At 35.4% G+C, this 18,828-nt stretch carries 18 protein-coding genes; 1 reads left to right on the top strand and 17 read right to left on the bottom strand.

Features of this window, described 5'->3' with window-relative positions:
* Positions 1-12: 12 nt before the first annotated feature.
* The 12 genes from hslU to N0K80_RS02055 all read right to left on the bottom strand — a co-directional run bounded on the left by hslU (position 13) and on the right by N0K80_RS02055 (position 12,466).
* A complete protein-coding gene (gene hslU / locus N0K80_RS02110; RefSeq protein WP_269023626.1) occupies positions 13-1,422 on the bottom strand; it encodes an ATP-dependent protease ATPase subunit HslU in 1,410 nt (469 codons plus the stop codon).
* Between the two features lie 15 nt (positions 1,423-1,437).
* Positions 1,438-1,983: an HslVU peptidase proteolytic subunit gene (gene hslV, locus N0K80_RS02105; protein WP_057973539.1), complete on the bottom strand. Its 546-nt coding sequence runs from the start codon at positions 1,981-1,983 to the stop codon at positions 1,438-1,440.
* A gap of 116 nt (positions 1,984-2,099) precedes the next feature.
* Positions 2,100-3,407 carry an FADH(2)-oxidizing methylenetetrahydrofolate--tRNA-(uracil(54)-C(5))-methyltransferase TrmFO gene (trmFO, locus tag N0K80_RS02100; RefSeq protein ID WP_057973540.1) on the bottom strand — a complete coding sequence of 436 codons (1,308 nt, stop codon included), beginning with the start codon at positions 3,405-3,407 and terminating at the stop codon, positions 2,100-2,102.
* Positions 3,408-3,428: 21 nt separating this feature from the next.
* Positions 3,429-5,525, bottom strand: a complete 2,097-nt coding sequence (gene topA / locus N0K80_RS02095; protein ID WP_269023625.1) for a type I DNA topoisomerase — start codon at positions 5,523-5,525, stop codon at positions 3,429-3,431.
* A gap of 96 nt (positions 5,526-5,621) precedes the next feature.
* A complete protein-coding gene (dprA, locus tag N0K80_RS02090; protein ID WP_269023624.1) occupies positions 5,622-6,491 on the bottom strand; it encodes a DNA-processing protein DprA in 870 nt (289 codons plus the stop codon).
* Between the two features lie 46 nt (positions 6,492-6,537).
* On the bottom strand, positions 6,538-7,305 hold the full coding sequence (locus N0K80_RS02085) for a ribonuclease HII (protein ID WP_269023623.1): 768 nt from the start codon (positions 7,303-7,305) through the stop codon (positions 6,538-6,540).
* A 2-nt stretch (positions 7,306-7,307) separates the two neighbouring features.
* Positions 7,308-8,156: a ribosome biogenesis GTPase YlqF gene (ylqF, locus tag N0K80_RS02080; protein WP_269023622.1), complete on the bottom strand. Its 849-nt coding sequence runs from the start codon at positions 8,154-8,156 to the stop codon at positions 7,308-7,310.
* 142 nt (positions 8,157-8,298) lie between these two features.
* Complete coding sequence (locus tag N0K80_RS02075) at positions 8,299-9,747, bottom strand: S41 family peptidase (RefSeq protein ID WP_269023621.1); 1,449 nt, start codon at positions 9,745-9,747, stop codon at positions 8,299-8,301.
* 15 nt (positions 9,748-9,762) lie between these two features.
* Positions 9,763-9,984 (bottom strand): YozE family protein, encoded by a 222-nt coding sequence (locus N0K80_RS02070; RefSeq protein ID WP_269023620.1) that lies wholly within the window; start codon positions 9,982-9,984, stop codon positions 9,763-9,765.
* Positions 9,985-9,999: 15 nt separating this feature from the next.
* A complete protein-coding gene (locus tag N0K80_RS02065; RefSeq protein ID WP_269023619.1) occupies positions 10,000-10,626 on the bottom strand; it encodes a YpmS family protein in 627 nt (208 codons plus the stop codon).
* Between the two features lie 11 nt (positions 10,627-10,637).
* A complete protein-coding gene (locus N0K80_RS02060) occupies positions 10,638-11,537 on the bottom strand; it encodes an SGNH/GDSL hydrolase family protein (protein ID WP_269026180.1) in 900 nt (299 codons plus the stop codon).
* Positions 11,538-11,617: 80 nt separating this feature from the next.
* Complete coding sequence (locus tag N0K80_RS02055; RefSeq protein ID WP_057973549.1) at positions 11,618-12,466, bottom strand: DegV family protein; 849 nt, start codon at positions 12,464-12,466, stop codon at positions 11,618-11,620.
* 139 nt (positions 12,467-12,605) lie between these two features.
* Here N0K80_RS02055 and trhA point away from each other — a divergent pair, with 139 nt between their 5' ends.
* Positions 12,606-13,247: a PAQR family membrane homeostasis protein TrhA gene (gene trhA / locus N0K80_RS02050; RefSeq protein WP_269023617.1), complete on the top strand. Its 642-nt coding sequence runs from the start codon at positions 12,606-12,608 to the stop codon at positions 13,245-13,247.
* Between the two features lie 49 nt (positions 13,248-13,296).
* On the opposite strand, the gene N0K80_RS02045 is transcribed toward trhA, so the two are convergent.
* The 5 genes from N0K80_RS02045 to dapB form a co-directional block, all read right to left on the bottom strand.
* Complete coding sequence (locus N0K80_RS02045) at positions 13,297-13,785, bottom strand: dihydrofolate reductase (RefSeq protein ID WP_057973551.1); 489 nt, start codon at positions 13,783-13,785, stop codon at positions 13,297-13,299.
* 20 nt (positions 13,786-13,805) lie between these two features.
* The gene (locus tag N0K80_RS02040; RefSeq protein WP_269023616.1) at positions 13,806-14,777 is read right to left on the bottom strand and encodes a thymidylate synthase; all 972 of its coding nucleotides are present in this window, start codon (positions 14,775-14,777) and stop codon (positions 13,806-13,808) included.
* Complete coding sequence (locus N0K80_RS02035) at positions 14,761-16,656, bottom strand: ABC-F family ATP-binding cassette domain-containing protein (protein WP_269023615.1); 1,896 nt, start codon at positions 16,654-16,656, stop codon at positions 14,761-14,763. The genes N0K80_RS02040 and N0K80_RS02035 overlap by 17 nt, the downstream gene beginning before the upstream one ends.
* Positions 16,657-16,724: 68 nt before the next feature.
* On the bottom strand, positions 16,725-17,939 hold the full coding sequence (locus N0K80_RS02030) for a CCA tRNA nucleotidyltransferase (RefSeq protein ID WP_269023614.1): 1,215 nt from the start codon (positions 17,937-17,939) through the stop codon (positions 16,725-16,727).
* Positions 17,936-18,721 carry a 4-hydroxy-tetrahydrodipicolinate reductase gene (gene dapB, locus N0K80_RS02025; protein ID WP_269023613.1) on the bottom strand — a complete coding sequence of 262 codons (786 nt, stop codon included), beginning with the start codon at positions 18,719-18,721 and terminating at the stop codon, positions 17,936-17,938. Before dapB ends, N0K80_RS02030 begins: the two co-directional genes overlap by 4 nt.
* Positions 18,722-18,828: the final 107 nt, after the last annotated feature.

Genomic DNA, 18,828 nt, shown 5'->3' with positions numbered 1-18,828 from the left:
ACTCACCCATTTCTATAAGATATAACGACTAAGATCTTTATCAGCGACAATGTTACCAATTTTATCGTCAACGTAGCTTTCAGTAATTGTGATATCGCCCATTTGCATGTCAGGACCTTCAAACAATAAATCTTCAAGTAATTTTTCTAAAATAGTATGCAGGCGTCGCGCGCCAATATTTTCGGTATCATGGTTGACGTTGTAAGCAATTTCAGATATTTTTTCAACCGCTTCAATTGTGAAGGTTACATTTATATTATCGGTGCCAATCAAAGCAATGTATTGTTTAATCAAGGCATTATGAGGCTCTGTCAAAATTTTAACAAAATCTGATTGACTCAAATCGTCCAACTCAACTCGAATTGGAAAACGACCCTGAAGTTCCGCAATTAAATCACTCGGTTTGCTTTCATGAAATGCACCTGATGCAATAAATAAAATATGATCCGTATTAATGGGGCCAAACTTAGTTGAGATTTGAGACCCCTCAACGATTGGCAGGATATCACGCTGAACACCTTCTCTTGAAACCTCACCACTATTTTTCTGAGATTTAGAGGTGATTTTGTCGATTTCATCAATAAAAATAATACCCGTGTTTTCGGCGCGTTCAATAGCTGCTTGATTTATATCTGCCGAGTTAACTAATTTTTTCGATTCTTCACGGATTAGAATCTTGCGAGCTTCCGCTACCGTTAATGTTCTTTCAATTTGACGATTTGGTGTTAAGGCACTTAAAGAATCACCTAAATCGATTCCCATTTGACCCATCATACCGTTCATTCCAGAAGGTTGTTTTGGTTCATCAATTTTGATTGTGACTTCATTGTTTTCTAATAACCCTCTAGTCAATTGTTCTGAAACAGATAATCGTTCATTTCTGATATCATCTGTTACTTCTTCTTCATCTTGTACGTCCAATCCTGCAGGCATCTGACCTTTTTGAATTTGGGACATCATTTGCATGAAGTTAACATTTTCAGCTTTTTTTTGTTTTTTAATTCCTGGTACCAATAATTTTACAAGACGCTTGTCAGCCATTCTTTCGGCTGCTCCTGATACACGACCATATTGAGCATCTTCTTCTAATTTAATTGAAACATCTACTAGATCACGAACCATTGATTCTACGTCTCGGCCGGCGTATCCAACTTCGGTGAATTTTGTTGCTTCAACCTTCACAAATGGGGCTTCAAGCATTGTTGCTAAACGACGCGCAATTTCAGTCTTACCAACACCAGTTGGCCCAATCATCATTAAATTTTTAGGGGTCACATCTTTTTGCATTGATTTAGAGAGCTGCATACGACGATATCTATTACGTAACGCAACAGCGATTGCTTTTTTTGCATCATTTTGACCTATAACATATTGATCTAATTCTGTTACAATTTGTTTTGGTGTTTTATCAATAACAGTCATAATTTTACCTACTTTCTATAATTCTTCAGAGATAACGTGATGATTTGTAAAAATGTCAATATCGCCAGCAATGTTGATTGATGCTTCAGCTATTTCTTTGGCAGACATGTCAGTTGTATGATGTTTAAGTGCTTTTGCAGCAGACAACGCAAAGTTACCACCGGAGCCAATTGCTAAAATATCATCATCGGGTTCGATAACTTCACCACTACCAGAAACTAACAACATCTCTTCACTGTTCATCACGATTAAAAGAGCTTCTAATTTCTGTAAAGCTTGTTCACTACGCCAATCTTGAGCCAATTCAACTGCGGCGCGCTGTAAATTGCCGCTAAATTCATTTAATTTTTTTTCGAAACGTTCTTCAAGGTTGAAAGCGTCAGCAACGCTACCAGCGAAACCAACAACCACTTGATCATTATAGATGCGGCGAACTTTTCTGGCGGTTCCCTTCATAATAACCTTTTCACCCATTGTTACCTGACCATCTCCGGCCATCGCACAATGTCCGTTATGCTTAACGGCACAAATTGTTGTTGCATGAAATGAAACTGCTGCCATAATAAATTCCTCCAATATTACTTATTTTATTGTATTAAAAAACTTCATTGAACGCTACTACTGTAGCACAACAATGAAGTATAACTCAATTATTTTAAAGGATATTTCATAAATATTTAAAGAGTTGGTTTAACAATTGCTAAATGGTCTAAAGCACGATTTGCAACCGCTTGATTCTTTTCTTTCTTATCTCTAATTTTTGTCCCTAATTTAGGTATAATGCCGAAGTTTGCGTTCATTGGTTGAAAATGTTTACCACTTGCATGTGTTATATAATGAGCCATAGAACCCATAACTGTTGTCTTAGGAAGAACAACAGGTTCTTCTCCTAAAACAATATGTGCAGCATTTATGCCCGCCAATAAGCCACTTGCGGCACTTTCAACATAACCTTCAACACCAGTCATTTGACCGGCAAAAAATAGATCATTTCGGAATTTAGATTGATAGGTTGGTTCTAAGGTGTCGGGCGAGCGCATAAATGTATTACGATGCATAACGCCATAACGAACAAATTCGACATTTTCTAAACCCGGAATTAAAGAGAAAACCTTTTTCTGTTCGCCCCATTTTAGATGCGTTTGGAAGCCAACAATATTATATAAATCACCAACAGCATTATCTTGACGTAATTGAACAACTGCGAAAGGTGTTTTACCAGTCTTAGGATCCTCTAATCCAACTGGTTTTAATGGACCGAATAACATCGTTTTAGCGCCTCTTCTAGCCATTTCTTCAATTGGCATACAGCCCTCAAAGAATTTTTCATCTTCAAAATCATGCATTTCCGCTGTTTCAGCTTCCACAAGGGCTTTATAGAATGTTATGAACTCTTCCTTAGTCATAGGACAGTTAAGATACGCAGCTTCGCCCTTATCATAGCGCGATTTTAAATATATTTTATCCATATTTAATGATGATTTTTCTAATATTGGTGCGGCCGCGTCATAAAAATATAGACCGTCACTACCATTTAATTTCTTGATGGACTCAGCTAAACCAGATGACGTTAATGGTCCAGTGGCCACAATTGTGGGACCATCTGGTAATTCTGTTAGCTCCTCATTAATAACGGTAACATTTTTATGATTCTTAACTAAATCCGTGATTTCGCCAGAAAACTTATCGCGATCAACGGCCAACGCACCACCTGCAGGGATAGAGTTATGGTCTGCCGATTTCATAATTACAGAATCTAACTGTCTCATTTCTTCCTTTAGAAGTCCAACTGCGTTTGTTATTTGATTGGCTCTCAAAGAATTGGTACAAACAAGTTCAGCGAAGTTCTCAGTATGATGAGCTGGTGTCATTTTAATGGGGCGCATCTCATATAAATTAACATGAACCCCTCGATTAGCAATTTGCCATGCAGCTTCACTACCTGCGAGCCCGGCTCCAATTACATTAACGCTCGTTTTTGTCATTACATAATCTCCCTGCTAGATTTATTTTTGAACGGCTTCTTCATAATCACAGTTACTACATTTAACTTGTTTGCCACCTTTTACTTTTTTCTCAACTAAGTAATGTTGACATTTAGGACATTCGCGCCCAATTGGTTTATCCCATGAGACAAACTCACAGTCTGGGTATCTTGAACAACCATAGAATAAGCGGTTACGCTTAGATTTACGTTCAATTACTTCACCTTGGTGACATAATGGACAGATAACGCCAATTTCTTTGACAATTGCCTTTGTATTGCGACAATCCGGAAAACGACTACATGCGAAAAACTTACCATAACGCCCCATTTTAACAACCATTGGTGATCCACAAATTTCGCAATCAAAGCCAGCTGGTTCATCTTTAATTTGAACCTTTTCGATTGTTTCTTGCGCATGTTCAACGTTTTTAGAAAATGGTTTATAGAAGTTATCAACGACTTGAACCCAATTTTCATCACCGACTTCGATATTATCGAGCCCTTTTTCTAACTCAGCGGTAAATTTAACATTCACAATATCACTGAAATAAGCTTCAATCATATCATCGACTATTTCACCCAATTCAGTCGGTTCAAAACGTTTAGCAACTAACTTAACGTAATAACGTCTCTGAATTGTATCTAACGTTGGCGCGTATGTTGAAGGACGACCAACACCATTTTCTTCAAGTGTCTTAATTAGATTAGCTTCAGTAAATCTAGCTGGCGGTTGTGTAAAATGTTGATTAGGCTGATTTTTAGCCAACTTAGCTTTATCGCCAACCTTTAAATCAGGTAATATATTATCTGATTTTTTGTTGTCTTCGTATATTTTTGTATAACCCGCGAATTTAGTTTTAGAACCGGAAGTATGGTAAATAACCCCATTTTGTTCAATAGATACAGACATGGTATCCATAACCGCAGGAGTCATCTGACTAGCGACGAATCGTGACCAAACTAATTTGTATAATTTCATTTGATCGTTACTTAGATAATCTTTCATCGAAGCAGGCGTTCGTAGTACAGATGAAGGTCTAATAGCCTCATGCGCATCTTGCGCACCTTCTTGTAATTTACCTTTACGAGGTTTGATTGCAGCATATTCTTCACCGTATTTTTCATGTAAAAATTGAGCTGTTTCATGCTTAGCCGTTGTAGATACACGAGTTGAATCCGTACGCATGTAGGTGATTAATCCTACCGTACCTTGTTTTCCAAGATGGATTCCTTCATATAATTGCTGCGCAACCATCATTGTTTTTCTAGTACGGAAATTTAATTTTCTATTGGCATCTTGTTGCATTGTACTAGTCGTAAATGGTAGTGCAGGGAATCGTTTACGTTCTTTTTTTGTAACGGCAGTAATATCAAAATTAGCTTTCGTATCAATTAGTGTCATTACTTTTTGAACGTCATCATTGTTCTTTAATGCTTTTTTCTTTCCATCAACACCATAGAAAGCAGCATCAAATTTTTCTTTACCTTTTTTAAATTCAGAATCAATGGTCCAATATTCTTCAGGTTCAAATGCCCGGATTTCTTTTTCTCTTTCAATAATTAAATTCAAAGCGATTGATTGAACACGTCCGGCACTTAATCCTTTTTTTATTTTGGCCCAAAGTAATGGACTAATTGAATATCCAACTAATCGATCAAGGATCCTACGTGCTTGTTGTGCATCCACTAGGTTCATATCAATTGATCTGGGATCAGTAAAAGCATTTTTAACAGCATCTTTAGTAATTTCATTAAAGACAACACGATTTTTTGCCGTGATATCTAAATCTAAGATATGAGATAAATGCCAGGCAATTGCCTCACCTTCACGATCAGGATCGGCTGCAAGATAAACATTTTTAGCCTTCTTGGCTTCTTTTTTTAAGCTTTTAATGACGTCGCCTTTTCCACGAATGGAAATGTAGTGCGGATCGTAGTTATTTTCGACATCTACGCCCATCTTACTTCGTGGTAAATCTCTAATATGTCCAAGACTGGCTACGACATGATAACCACTCCCAAGGTACTTTTCAATTGTTTTAGCCTTAGAAGGGGATTCAACAATAACTAGATTTTTCTTAGCTGGTGCTCTTTTTTTCTTCTTGGTTACTGGCATAATTGAACTCCTTCGTCGTATTTATATTGTATACAATAACATTTTTTAAAATCGTAAGTAATCTTAAAGCATGATAGAGAGACTTGTCAAGCGTAATCAGTTTTCATAGAACTCATCCAGTATTTGTTGACCATTAATAACTGGTGTGGCCCCTGCTACTATTAATTCGTTGCATCCTAGTGAAAGGGGGCTTGAGATAGAGCCTGGAACAGCCAATACTGTTCTATTTTCTTGCAATGCCAAATTGGCCGTTATTAAACTTCCACTATGGTGTTTAGCTTCAGTTACTAATAGACACTCACAAAGACCAGCAATGATTCGATTTCGTTCCGGGAAATGATTTCGGCGTGGTCCCGTATGAAGGCCATATTCGGAAATTAAAAGACCTTTTTGGGCAATCTCCATTTGTAAATTTTTGTTATTTTTTGGATAATAAATATCTAGTCCTGTACCAATAACAGCGATAGTGTCTGCCTGGTTAGCAATTGAAAACTGATGCGCTAATGTATCCACCCCGGCCGCAAGTCCGCTTACGATCACTTTATTATTTCGAACAACATCGGGTAGTAATAATCGAATTGCTTCTATTGAATAACCTGTCCTTTGTCGTGCACCAACGACTGCTAATGATTGCTGATTTAACAGTTTCAAATTGCCTCGCATAAACAGAACAATCGGTGGTCGATAACATTCTTTCAATAGAAATGGGTAATCTCTATCCATGATAGTTACCGCAACAGAATTCAATTTATTAGCGCTCACTTCATTTTGTAATGAGCTGCTATTAAACGATTTAATCAGTCTTGCCCTTTTTTCGCCATTAAGCTTTAAAATACTGATGATTAATGACAACGGTAACTCCTGGCAATCTGGATTTTGTTGAAGCCAGTCAAATATTTTATTTTCACCAATATACGTAATTTCTGAACATAATCTAAGTTTAATTAATACATCTCTTATTGTCATGATTTCTCCTTATTAGTTAATACTAATAAGGTACGTATTCAAATAATTATTTTTTTAACATTGATTTAATTGGTTCAAACGTTCGACGATGAATATCGGTAATCCCTAACTCATCGAGTCCTGCTAAATGATTTTTAGTGCCATAACCATCATTATGTGCAAAGTCATATCCTGGATAACGTTCATCATAAAATTTCATAATATGATCTCGATAAACCTTAGCAACGATACTTGCTGCTGCAATACTAGCACTCTTTGAATCACCCTTAATGAAACTTTCTTGTGGAATATCACTATCAATTGTCATTGCATCAATCAGCAATTGTTGTGGCTTTATATCCAATGAATTAACGGCTTCTAACATAGCAACTCGTGCAGCCTGGTAAATATTAATTTCATCAATTACTTGGCTGTCTATTACAGATACGCCAACAGAAATTGCTTGAGATAATATTTGACCGTACAAATTTTCTCGCTTAGCAGCAGATAGTTTTTTTGAATCATTCACATCAATTAAATTGAAATCGTGTGGCAATATAACTGCAGCACTAACTACCGGCCCGGCCAGTGGTCCTCTACCAACTTCATCAATTCCGGCAATATAAGGAATACCGTTCTGCCAAAGATTTCTTTCTATCGTCAATCTACGGTTAAAAGATTCTTGTTGTTCAAATAGTTTTGTTTGTTTCCTATGATACTGGGCTAAAAGCGCGATAGTCCCTTTACGAGGATCGTCAGCAATTTTTTGAATAAACTGCTTCGAAGGGTTATCAAGTAATTGTGTTTTTATTTGTGAGATAGTAAATTCCGGCACGCTTACTCGCCACCTAATTGTGGGATTTCTAAAGTGTATCTACCGAGTTTACTTTGTCTAATATCGAAGATAATTCGTTCACTTGCACGATCGTAATCTTCTTTAAAGCCCATTTTTTTCGTTAATTCTAATAATAAATCAACATTACTTAATTGCATTTGTTCATCAGTTAACTTGTATTTTTCTTGTAATGCTTTTGGATTTGTTTGTTTAAAATGTTCTAACCCATATAAGGCGATATCATCTTTCGCATACAAAGAATCCTTAATTGCACCCGTTAAAGCGAGACGCTTGCCAATTTCTTGATCCTCAAATTTTGGCCATAAAATACCTGGAGTATCTAAAAGGGACATTAATTTACCAGCCTTTAACCATTGTTGTGCTTTTGTTACGCCGGGTCTATTCCCAGTTATTGCTACATTTTTATTCACTAAATGATTTAATAATGTTGATTTACCGACGTTAGGAATTCCAATACACATTACTTTAACGCGTTGTTGAATAATTCCTTTACTCTCTCTTAATGCTAGTTTGTCTTTTAGAACAACATTAATTTTCTTCTCAATTGCGCTTAATTGTCCGTGCTGACTGTCTACAGCAACTGCAGGAATTCCTTTACTTTCGTAGTAGCGTAACCAGCGAGCCGTCACATTCGGATCCGCCATGTCTTTTTTTGTTAAAACCATAATATGTGGCTTAGTTTCAAGTAATTGTTCAAGTTGTGGATTTCTAGATGATTCAGGTAACCTTGCATCAACCAATTCAAGCACAATATCTACTAAATTTAACTTTTCTTTTACCAGTCTTAAAGCTTTCGCCATATGTCCTGGGAACCATTGAATAACTGTCATTTAAATTCTCCTTGTTAAGCCAAGAAAACTTTCGATTAACTTGCTTAATTCTTTATATTTAACACTCTTAATCAGAATACCTTAAATTCTGCACAAAAAGAAGAGAGTTCCGCCATTTAGTTTCACTCTCTTCATGCTTTTATTAATTTATGACTGCTTTAATTGCCGCATCGTAAGCGGGATCGTTCTTTGAAATCTTTTGTTGAACTAAAGATTCTAATTTTAAAGCAGTTTCTTTATTAACTTCACCGGACTGATCTAACTTGTTTGATTCTTGGAAAGATTTAACGGCGGTAACCGTTGATGTACCAAAGTATCCATTATTTTTATCTGTGTAGTATCCTAACGCTTGTAAATAGATTTGAATATTTTTAACTTGAGTTGAAACATCTTCTTTTTTATATGTCTTATCTGTGTCGATTAATGATGAATATGCATATGTGGGATAGTCCGCAGCGATGGTTGGTTTAATTCCTTTTCCGTGTATCCATGAACCATCAGGAGTTAACCACTTAGCAATTGTTACTTTTAGTTCAGTTTTGTCCGTAAAGTTATTAACGGTTTGAACAGTCCCTTTTCCATATGAGGTTGCACCAATTAATTTATCGTTTGCAGATTGATTGAGTGCAGCTGCCAAAATTTCAGAAGCACTTGCACTATCTTTATTAATGATAACAACTGTCTTTTCTGTCACTTTAAATCCAGAATCATATTCTTTACCGGCTTTATATATTTCAGGAGAGCCCGTTTTTGGTTGAACTTGCATAATTTTTTTGCCATCTTTTAAGAACATCGAACTAATAGCTAACGCTTGGTCCATCAGACCACCTGGATTATCACGAACATCAAGTACGAATGATGTTGCGCCTTCTTTTCTAAGTGACTTAACCGCTGATTTAACTTCATCAGATGTTTTTTCCGCAAAAGTACTAATTTGAATATAACCAATTTTCTTATTTTCTTTTGAAAGATTACTATAAACCGTTTTAACGGGAATATCATCTCGTTTGATTGAAACGTTAAATGTTGATGAGCCACGTTGAATAGTTAATTTAACGGTCGTTCCCTTTTTACCTCGAATTTTCGAAACAGCTTTTTCTAAACTTTCACCATAAACTGACTTACCATCTATTTTCTGAATAATATCGTCTGTTTTTAAACCGGCTTTTTTAGCCGGGGTACCCTTAATAGCTGAAACAATTTGAATATTCTTTTTATTAATCTTAACTTCGGCGCCTATTCCGACAAATTTACTAGAAATTGACGAATCTAAATTTGTCGCATCTGCCTTACCCAAATAGGCTGTAAATTTATCACCCGTTGCATCGACCATACCATTAATAGCACCATTGACCAGTTTCGTTTTACTTATGTCCTTGTAGTACGAGTTATTTAACGTTGTGTATACAGATTCAATCTTAGATAAATCTGCACTAGTTGCTTGTAATGAACCAACTGCGGTATTAATTTGTCTAATTGCAAAAAAATACATTGCGGCAGCTCCGATAATAAATGACAAACAGATTGAGCCTACCAACGTCCAGAAATGACGATCAAATTTAAATCGTTTTACGTCTTTTTCTTCTTTCACTGTTCAGAACCTCCACTAATTCATTTTATCTAAATATCGTGCCCAAGCATCATCAAAGATTGTCATTGAGGGTAAATAACCTGCATTTAATTCAAGATAATTAGATACGAAATCATAGTTATCCGACAACTTTGGAAAACTTTGATCGAAAAAAGCATTGTTTGCAAATTGGGCCACTTCATCCGTACTGTGATCATTTCGTTCGGTCATTAAAAATTGATAGAATGTTTGTCTCATAAACGTTTACCTCATTTAATTTAAAGGGATAGAAACATTGAATTTAAAAACATTTGTTTTTAAATCAATTTTCGTAGCGCTGGCTTGTATACCATTTTCAATATCTAACTTTTTTAAGTTAAGCACAATTGTCTGATTTTTACTATCAATTGTAATCCAACTTGGTAGATCATATGCTTTTTTTACATAATTCATGATGAATTTTTTGGGAACAGGTAGTGCACCCACAGCGACTGACTTCGCTTTTAGTACGATATCACCACTAGAAGTTACGATTGGGTCAGAATATAATGTGAATGAAACATCTTGACCCAGTACTTTTGTTGTACCCATTAGGATAGCAGACTTATCTACCAAAAATCGGTATTTGATTGACTGCCCTTTCTGGATTGATTTTAAATAATAATTGATTGTCCCGTTTAATTGATCTTTATTCATCTCAACGCTTAGATTTGTCCTCTTTGTTGACTTTGAATTGGTTTGAGTTATTAGTGCTTTTTGATCTTTAGATTGACTCATAGCACCAATTGACAGGTAAAGTGCCGTCCCAATCAATAAAGAAAGTAACACAATGAATGCGATTTTCCATGCGTTAATATTTTTTTTAGTTTTCAATTTAATCTGCTCTGATCTCTTAGCCATAAGTCTCCTTGTTATTTAAATAAATGATTTTCCTGCATTGATTTATAGAGTAATTCAGTCATTTTTTCGTAACCTTTATTATTCGGATGAAAATGATCGGTCACAGAAATGTAATCGTTCTTCTCGTCCTTTTCCTGTAGGACTTTTTCAAGGTTAAGTCCTGATAAACCAGACAAATCAGAACTATCAGAAGTTTTAGTTAAGGCACTTTTTTTACCATAATATTGGCCTTCAGAAAGCTGTTTTGCGACATCCACAAAGTAACTATTTTTATCATTTTTAATTACTTTCTTGGTTGTATTATTCCAAGATTGAACAATTGTCGTCATACTACCCATATTAGGGAAATAAACGTAAAAAGGATTATAAACGCTGATAGTGTATATAGGCGCATTTGAATTATATTTTCTAATTTCTTTAAACAATTCATCTAATTTTTTTAGATACGTCACTTTTTCAGCATCAATCGCTTTAGTTAACTTAGACTCGTCATTTGTTAGAATATTTTTTTGAATAACCTGTAGTAAATCGTTACCTCCAACCGTTAAGGTGATTACTGTCGCTTTTGATAGTGCTTTTTGTATTTTAGGTTGTTGTTTTAAACGATCATAAATTTGATCACTTCGATCTCCAGATAATCCAAAGTTAGAGGTCGTTGTTTTTATATTTTGATTATCATCAATTTTTTCACCTATTAATGGTACAAATCCGCCCTTATTGGTTGTATCACCCACACCTTCAGTTAAGGAATCACCAAGTGAAACTAATTTCATGGTTTGTTTTGTATGTGGCACTGTAATCACTCCTTTATTTGAAAAATGACCTGTTATGAACCACATACCACCGAATACAAGGCCACTTAATACGGTGATACTTAATATAGTAATAAGCAAACTTTTTAAAAATTTCAAAGAATCATTCCTTTTCTGGATTAAAAAAACTGGACAAAAACAGTTGTTTTTGGACCAGTTTAACTATCAATTTTTAGATTTTAAGCTTTTTCAGCATAGAACATAACTGCGAAAGCGCCTGGTCCACCATGGGTTGCAATAATAGGCGCTGTTTGTCGAACTAAAATATCAATTGTAGGAACTGCCGTTTGTAATAAGTCACGAACTTCAAGGGCTTTTTTTTCATTTCCCGCATGTGAAATACCAACCGATTTAACATTTGGCGTTGTTTTTAATTCTTCGACTAACTCTGAAACAAATTTATTCACCGTCTTCATGCCACGGCCTTTATTTTTAATTTTCAATTCGCCGTCAATCATTTCAAGAATAATTTTCATATTTAATACACTTGAAAGAACACCTGTTAATCTTGATATACGTCCACCCTTAACCATATTGTCTAAAGTCATGACAGCCATATATAATTTCGAATTTTCACGTATTTCGGCTATTTTTGTTATGATATCAGCCATAGATGAACCAGCGTTTGCTAGTTTAGCAGCAGCTAAAACTTGAAATGCCATACCCCTATCGGTAGACCGCGTATCAATAACCGTTACATCCGACTGACTCATTTGTGCGGCTTGTTCTGCAGTATGAACCGTGCCACTAATTTGATCAGTCATGTGAAGCGAAAGAATTTGACTACCATCTTCACCAATCTTATCAAACGTCTCTACAAAAGTCCCGATTGGAGGCTGACTCGTCTTAGGCAATGTTTTTGATGATTCCATTTTTGTTTCAAATTCATCATTCGTAATTGATTCACCCTCAACATAAATAGTGTCATCTATCATGACACTCAATGGGATAATATTAATATTGTTTTCTTTTATTTCGGCATCCGTTAGTCCAACAGATGAGTCCGTTATTATTTTAATGTTTGTCATGTTTCTTCATCCACACTTTCTTAACAAAAGTTTTTAATCATGGTACAATAATGACACTATAAACTTTTCCATTTATAATGTCTAGTATATCAGAGATACTGGCTTATTTCACATAGAAATTAATGACTGAGGTGTTTTTTTGAAACAAAATTATAGTAGAAGATATCTTATCTTGAATGAGGTATTAAATGCCATCACTCATGGTATTGGACTTGGCTTAAGTATAGCCGGATTAATTATCCTTTTAATTAAAGGTGCTCATAACGGTAGTGCATTAGAAATCACGTCATACGCGATATATGGCTCATCACTAGTGCTACTCTACCTAACATCTACATTATTCCACAGTTTGATTTTTACTCGAGCAAGAACTGTTTTTCAAATATTTGATCATAGCAGCATTTATATATTGATTGCGGGCACGTATACGCCCTACTGTCTACTCGCCGTTAAAGGTGCATTAGGATGGACGTTGTTTGGTATTATTTGGGCCATGACCATTCTGGGAATCATCTACAAATCAATTTGGTTAGGTCATTTTAAAGCCATTTCGACAATTATTTATTTAGTTATGGGATGGCTTTGTATAAGCGCAATGATTCCCCTTTACTCTAGCTTGGGAGCTACTGGATTTTGGTTACTTGTTTCAGGTGGGGTCGCATTTACGATTGGTGCGGGTATTTACAGCATAAACGGTATTAAATATTTACACGTCATTTGGCATTTATTCGTGATGCTGGGTACGGGGTTAATGTATTTTTCAATTTTATTGTACACTTAAGCACGTAAAAAATGAAGTCACCCTCGTTAATCTGAGGATGACTTCATTTTTATTTTCTATTATAAATTCTAAACTCATGTTGATATTTATTTTTCTCATCGGTTTGACCATCAATTTTTTCAACTAATTGCCAATCATCATAGTTTATGGGAACCATCGTCACGTCGCCATCAAAAATAGCGTGAATCTTCGTTTGATACAGGCGGTCGACATTTGAGTACATTTCTTCAAATAACGTTGCACCACCAATAACGAAGATATCATCGGAGAATGTTTCTAGTAAGGAATTTAACTCTGGTATTGAATGAACAATTTTTAAGTTGTCCGTTTCAACCAAATCCGATTTACTGGATACGACGACATTAACGCGATTAGGTAAAAGACCGGGAAAACTTTCAAACGTATTCCTGCCCATTACTACTACCTTATTAATTGTCATTTTTTTAAAAAATTTCATATCATTTGGTAAGTGCCATGGTAATTTACCTTTATACCCAATGTGTTGTTCATCATCTTCAGCCCAAATAAAATTAATCATCCTGATCTCCTTATCAACTTTTAAACCGCGACAGGTGCCTTAATTGGTGGTGCCGGATTATATCCCTCAATCTTTATATCAGACATATCATAATCAAAGATACTTTCCTTATCAGGGTTTAACCATAGTTTTGGCATTGGTTGAACTTCACGAGTGAGCTGTTCTTTCACTTGTTCAATGTGATTGCTGTAAATATGCGCGTCACCTAAGGTATGGATAAATTCGCCAACCTCAAGTCCAACTTCTTTGGCAATTAGATGCGTTAATAGGGCATAACTTGCAATATTAAATGGCACTCCCAGAAAAACATCGCCACTTCGTTGGTATAACTGACAGCTTAATTTACCGTCTGCCACGTAAAATTGAAATAAGGTATGACAAGGAGGCAATGCCACGTTTGGGACGTCTTCCGGGTTCCATGCTGATACAATCAACCTTCTAGAATCAGGCGTTTTTTTGATTGCTTCAATAACATCCGAAATTTGATCAATTGTGTCACCTTGTCTCGTTTTCCATTCGCGCCATTGGCTACCATAAACGTCCCCAAGCTCACCAAACTTTTTAGCAAATGCATCATCTTCAATAATTTTATCGCAAAAAAGCTTTTTCTGAACGTCATATTCTTTCTTAAATTCGGGATCAGAAAGAGCACGGCGACCAAAATCAGTCATATCTGGACCCAAGTAATCAATGCTCTCGATATAATTTTTAAAAGCCCATTCGTCCCAAATATGATTCTTATGCTTTAATAAATATTGAATATTGGTATCACCTTTTAAAAACCACAATAACTCACTTTTAATTAAACCAAATGGCACTTTTTTAGTTGTTAGTAATGGGAATCCTTGACTTAAATCAAATCTCATTTGGTAGCCAAAAAGACTTTTAGTCCCGGTTTGAGTGCGATCAGTTTTGTCGTTCCCATTTGCTAAAATATCACGTTCGAGTTGTAAATACGTTTCTTCCATGCGAAGATTACCCCTTTTCTGCATATTTTCCTAAGTAGTCCCAACGATTCATTTTTTCTTCAATTTCAACATCTAAATTATCGATTAAAACTTGTAATTCGCTTAGTGCAACAAAATCATTACCGCTTGTTTTTGCCATATCATTTTCGGCTTTTTCTTTAGTCGCTTCTAAGTCATCAATTAATTGTTCGATTGTTTCAAATTCTTTTTGTTCAGCATAAGTTAACTTTACTTTTGAATCGTCATCTGAAATAACGTCACTTTCAGATGACTTATTTTTGGTTGTAGCTATTGTATCATCTTCCATCGAATTATTAGCAAGATATGCTGTAAATAATCCCGTATATCGATTAATCTTTGCGTCACCTTCAAAAATAAGAAGTTGATCCGCAACTTTATCTAGGAAGTATCGGTCATGGGAAACAGTGATAACAGCCCCATTAAAGGATTCAAGGTAGTCTTCAAGTACCGTTAATGTTCCAATATCTAAATCATTAGTGGGCTCATCCAGCAATAGGACGTTAGGTTGTTGCATTAATAATTTCAGGAGATACAGTCTTCTTTTTTCTCCACCAGACAGTTGTCTAATTAACGTGCCATGCATGAATCTAGGGAAAAGAAATTGTTCTAAAAGTTGTGTTGTACTAATTCGTTCACCATGCTTATTTTCAACATTTTCACCAATTTCATTTAAATAACTAATCATTCTCTTATCTCCGGGAATAGGTTCGGTTTGTTGTTGGTAATAACCTAACTTAACTGTTTCACCCATCAACAATTCACCAGAATTAAGAGGCAACTTACCAGCTATTGCATTTAATAAACTTGATTTCCCGGCACCATTTTTACCAGTAATCCCAATTCGATCACTCGCTTGAATTAATTCACTGAAATGATCAATAATTTTATGATTCTCTAAAACAAGGCTAGCATCTTTTAATTCGATAACTTTTTTACCAAGTCGTTGTTGTCCTAGACCAATTGATACATCCTGATCAATTTGAAGTGAATTCATATTTTCCTTTAAATCATTAAAACGATTAATTCTAGCCTGCTGCTTTGTTGATCTGGCTTTTGCACCAGTTCGCATCCAAGCAAGTTCCTTTTTGTATAGCTGTTGTTCTTTATGTTCAGCGGTAACTTCTTGCGCTACTCTCTCCGCTTTTTGAGCCACAAAATCTTGATAGTTACCATCGTATGAGTATAATTTTCCGAATGATAACTCCAAAATTTGGTTAGCAATCTGATCTAAGAAGTAACGATCATGAGTAACCACAATTAGTGCGCCTTTATATGTTTTAAGGTAACTTTCTAACCATTCAATTGAGCTAAAATCTAAATGATTAGTTGGTTCATCTAAGATTAATAAGTCTGGGGCTTGAATCAATACTTGGGCTAACCCAACTCGTTTCTTCTGTCCACCAGATAAGGTTGCAACTTTTTGTGTTAAGTCAGTAATTTGCAGTTGAGTTAAAATTGTTTTAACGTCGTTATCGGCATTCCATGCATCTTCACGATTCATACGGTCTTCCGCATCTGAGTAACGCTGTTGTAATTTTTCGTCTTCAGGATGCTCACTATATGCCGTTAAAGCTGCTTCATAGTGACGAATAGTTTCAAAAACGGGTGAAGCACCCTCAAAAGCAGCTTCCATAATCGTCATTTCATCATTTAATTCAGGAATTTGCTTTAGATAACTCATACGATAATTATTTGGTTTGATTAAATCACCTGAATCAGCTGGATCAAGCTCAGTTAGTGCGTTCAATAATGTCGTCTTCCCTGAACCGTTAGTCCCAATTAAGCCAATTCTATCTTTTTCATTAACGATAAAATTTAAATCATCAAATAATGTTTTTTCACCATACGTTTTCTTTAAATGTTCAACTCTTAATGTTTGCATATAATCACTCTCTTATCTGATTTGATTCTCTTTTATTTCATAAGCTAAATTTGAATTAATCTTCTAAATTAATCTAACTCCGACGCTAATCGTTCAGCTAATTTTAATAATTGAGTCGATTCGTTTGGTATTTTTTCCATTAATACTTGATGTTCTAATGCTGCTAAAATACGGCCTAATTTTTCACCAGGTTGAATACCTACTTCTTTTATCAATTGTCCACCATTAACAAGCATTTCTTTTTTAGACTTAATTGGTAGTTGCTCATAGTCGCCTTCCAGGATTTCAATAGGTATATTACGGTTAAATATTGTTGCAATTTCGTTGGCAGTTAACAGTAACTCTAGACCTGTTTCATACATGAGTTCTCGGTCAATCGTTTTATCTAGAATACTATTTAGAGCCCTGATAACCGCTTGAACATTTGAAATTAGTTCATTTGAACTTTTCCAAGCAACTAAAAAATGACTAATATCGGATTCCGATACTTTTAATACATGAATGACTAGCGACCAAGCAGCAGCTTCCGACGAAAGTTTAATTGAATCTAAAGTTGCCATATCAGTTAGTTCGGACATATAATTATCAAATTCAGGACAGTATCTTGCTAAATCAGCCGTCATAAAATGTTGTAATCCCGTTTTAGGATTTTTTCCTAATAATAATTTTACAAATTCAATATGAATACGTTCAATCGCAATTTTCTTCAAAAGTGACGCATGTTTTTTTAACGCAATTGTTGTTTTTTCTTCAATTGAAAAATCTAATTGACTTGCAAATCTAATTGCCCTCATCATTCTTAAAGCATCTTCATTAAAACGCTCGTCTGCTTCCCCCACGGCCCTGATAATATGATTTTCTAAATCCTGTAATCCATCAAATAAATCAATAATTTGGCCTTCATGAGTCATTGCTAACGCATTTATGGTAAAATCACGGCGTTTTAAATCTTCTTCCAATGAACGGACGAATTCAACGTGATCCGGACGTCTAAAATCCTGATAGGTTGATTCTGTTCTAAATGTGGTGATTTCGTATCCTTCTCCATGATCTAAAACCATAACGGTACCATGCTGAATACCAGTATCTACGGTTTTATTGAATATTTCTTTAATCTCTTCTGGGTAAGCACTTGTTGCGATATCAACATCATGGATTGGTAAGCCAAGAATTGTATCTCGAACGCTTCCGCCAACAAAATAGGCTTCAAATCCAGCTTCTTCAATGGCTTTAATAACTGGTTCGGCTTTAAGAAATTCGTCTGCAAGGTTGGATACTATCATAATAGATTTTCCAATCCAACGAGTAATTCCTCACGTGTACCAATTTTTTCAACGGCAACGGCAACACCGGACATGAATGATATACGATCGAATGAATCCTGACGAATCGTTAATGCTTCACCATTTCCGCCAAATAAAACTTGCTCATGAGCAACGTAACCCGGTAGGCGAACACTATGAATCCTCATACCCTCGAATTCTGCGCCTCTTGCGCCCGGTAAAGTCTCTCTTTCATTTGGGTTACCTTGAACTTTAGGTTGACGAACTTTAGCAATTAACTTCGCAGTATTCAAAGCTGTACCACTAGGTGCATCTAATTTTTTATCATGATGCATTTCTATTATTTCAACGTCGGGTAAGTACTTAGCGGTTTGTTGCGCAAATTGCATTAATAAAACTGCTGAAATACCAAAGTTAGGTGCAATTAATCCGCCTAACTTTTCGAGTTTAGACAATTTTTTTAGCTCAGTTAAATTATCTTCCGTTAAACCCGTAGTACCAACAACTGGCGACATGTGTTTTGAGATAGCAAATTTCACATTTTCAAACACGGCACCAGGTATTGTAAAATCAATCCAAACATCGGCTTTTATATTTATTTTTTCTAATTCATTAAATACAGGTACATTCTCTGACTTATATTCAGCAATTTCATTTATATTTTTTTCCGTAGCAGATGTACTGTAGACACCAACTAATTCAAATAATGGATTTTCTAAGATCATATTTGTTGTGGTGGTCCCCATTCGTCCTTTGAATCCAGCAACTAAAACTTTAATCATAGTAATCCTCCTCATCTTTAATTAATACAATCTAGTTTAACAGATTTATACTAGATTTAAAATGCCAGTGAACAGACATTTCTCAATAATATGGTATGATATTTATA

Source organism: Dellaglioa carnosa, assembly GCF_026948345.1.
Classification (GTDB): domain Bacteria; phylum Bacillota; class Bacilli; order Lactobacillales; family Lactobacillaceae; genus Dellaglioa; species Dellaglioa algida.
Note: the sequence above shows the minus strand (reverse complement) of the source record. Positions and strands in the feature narration are given on the sequence as shown.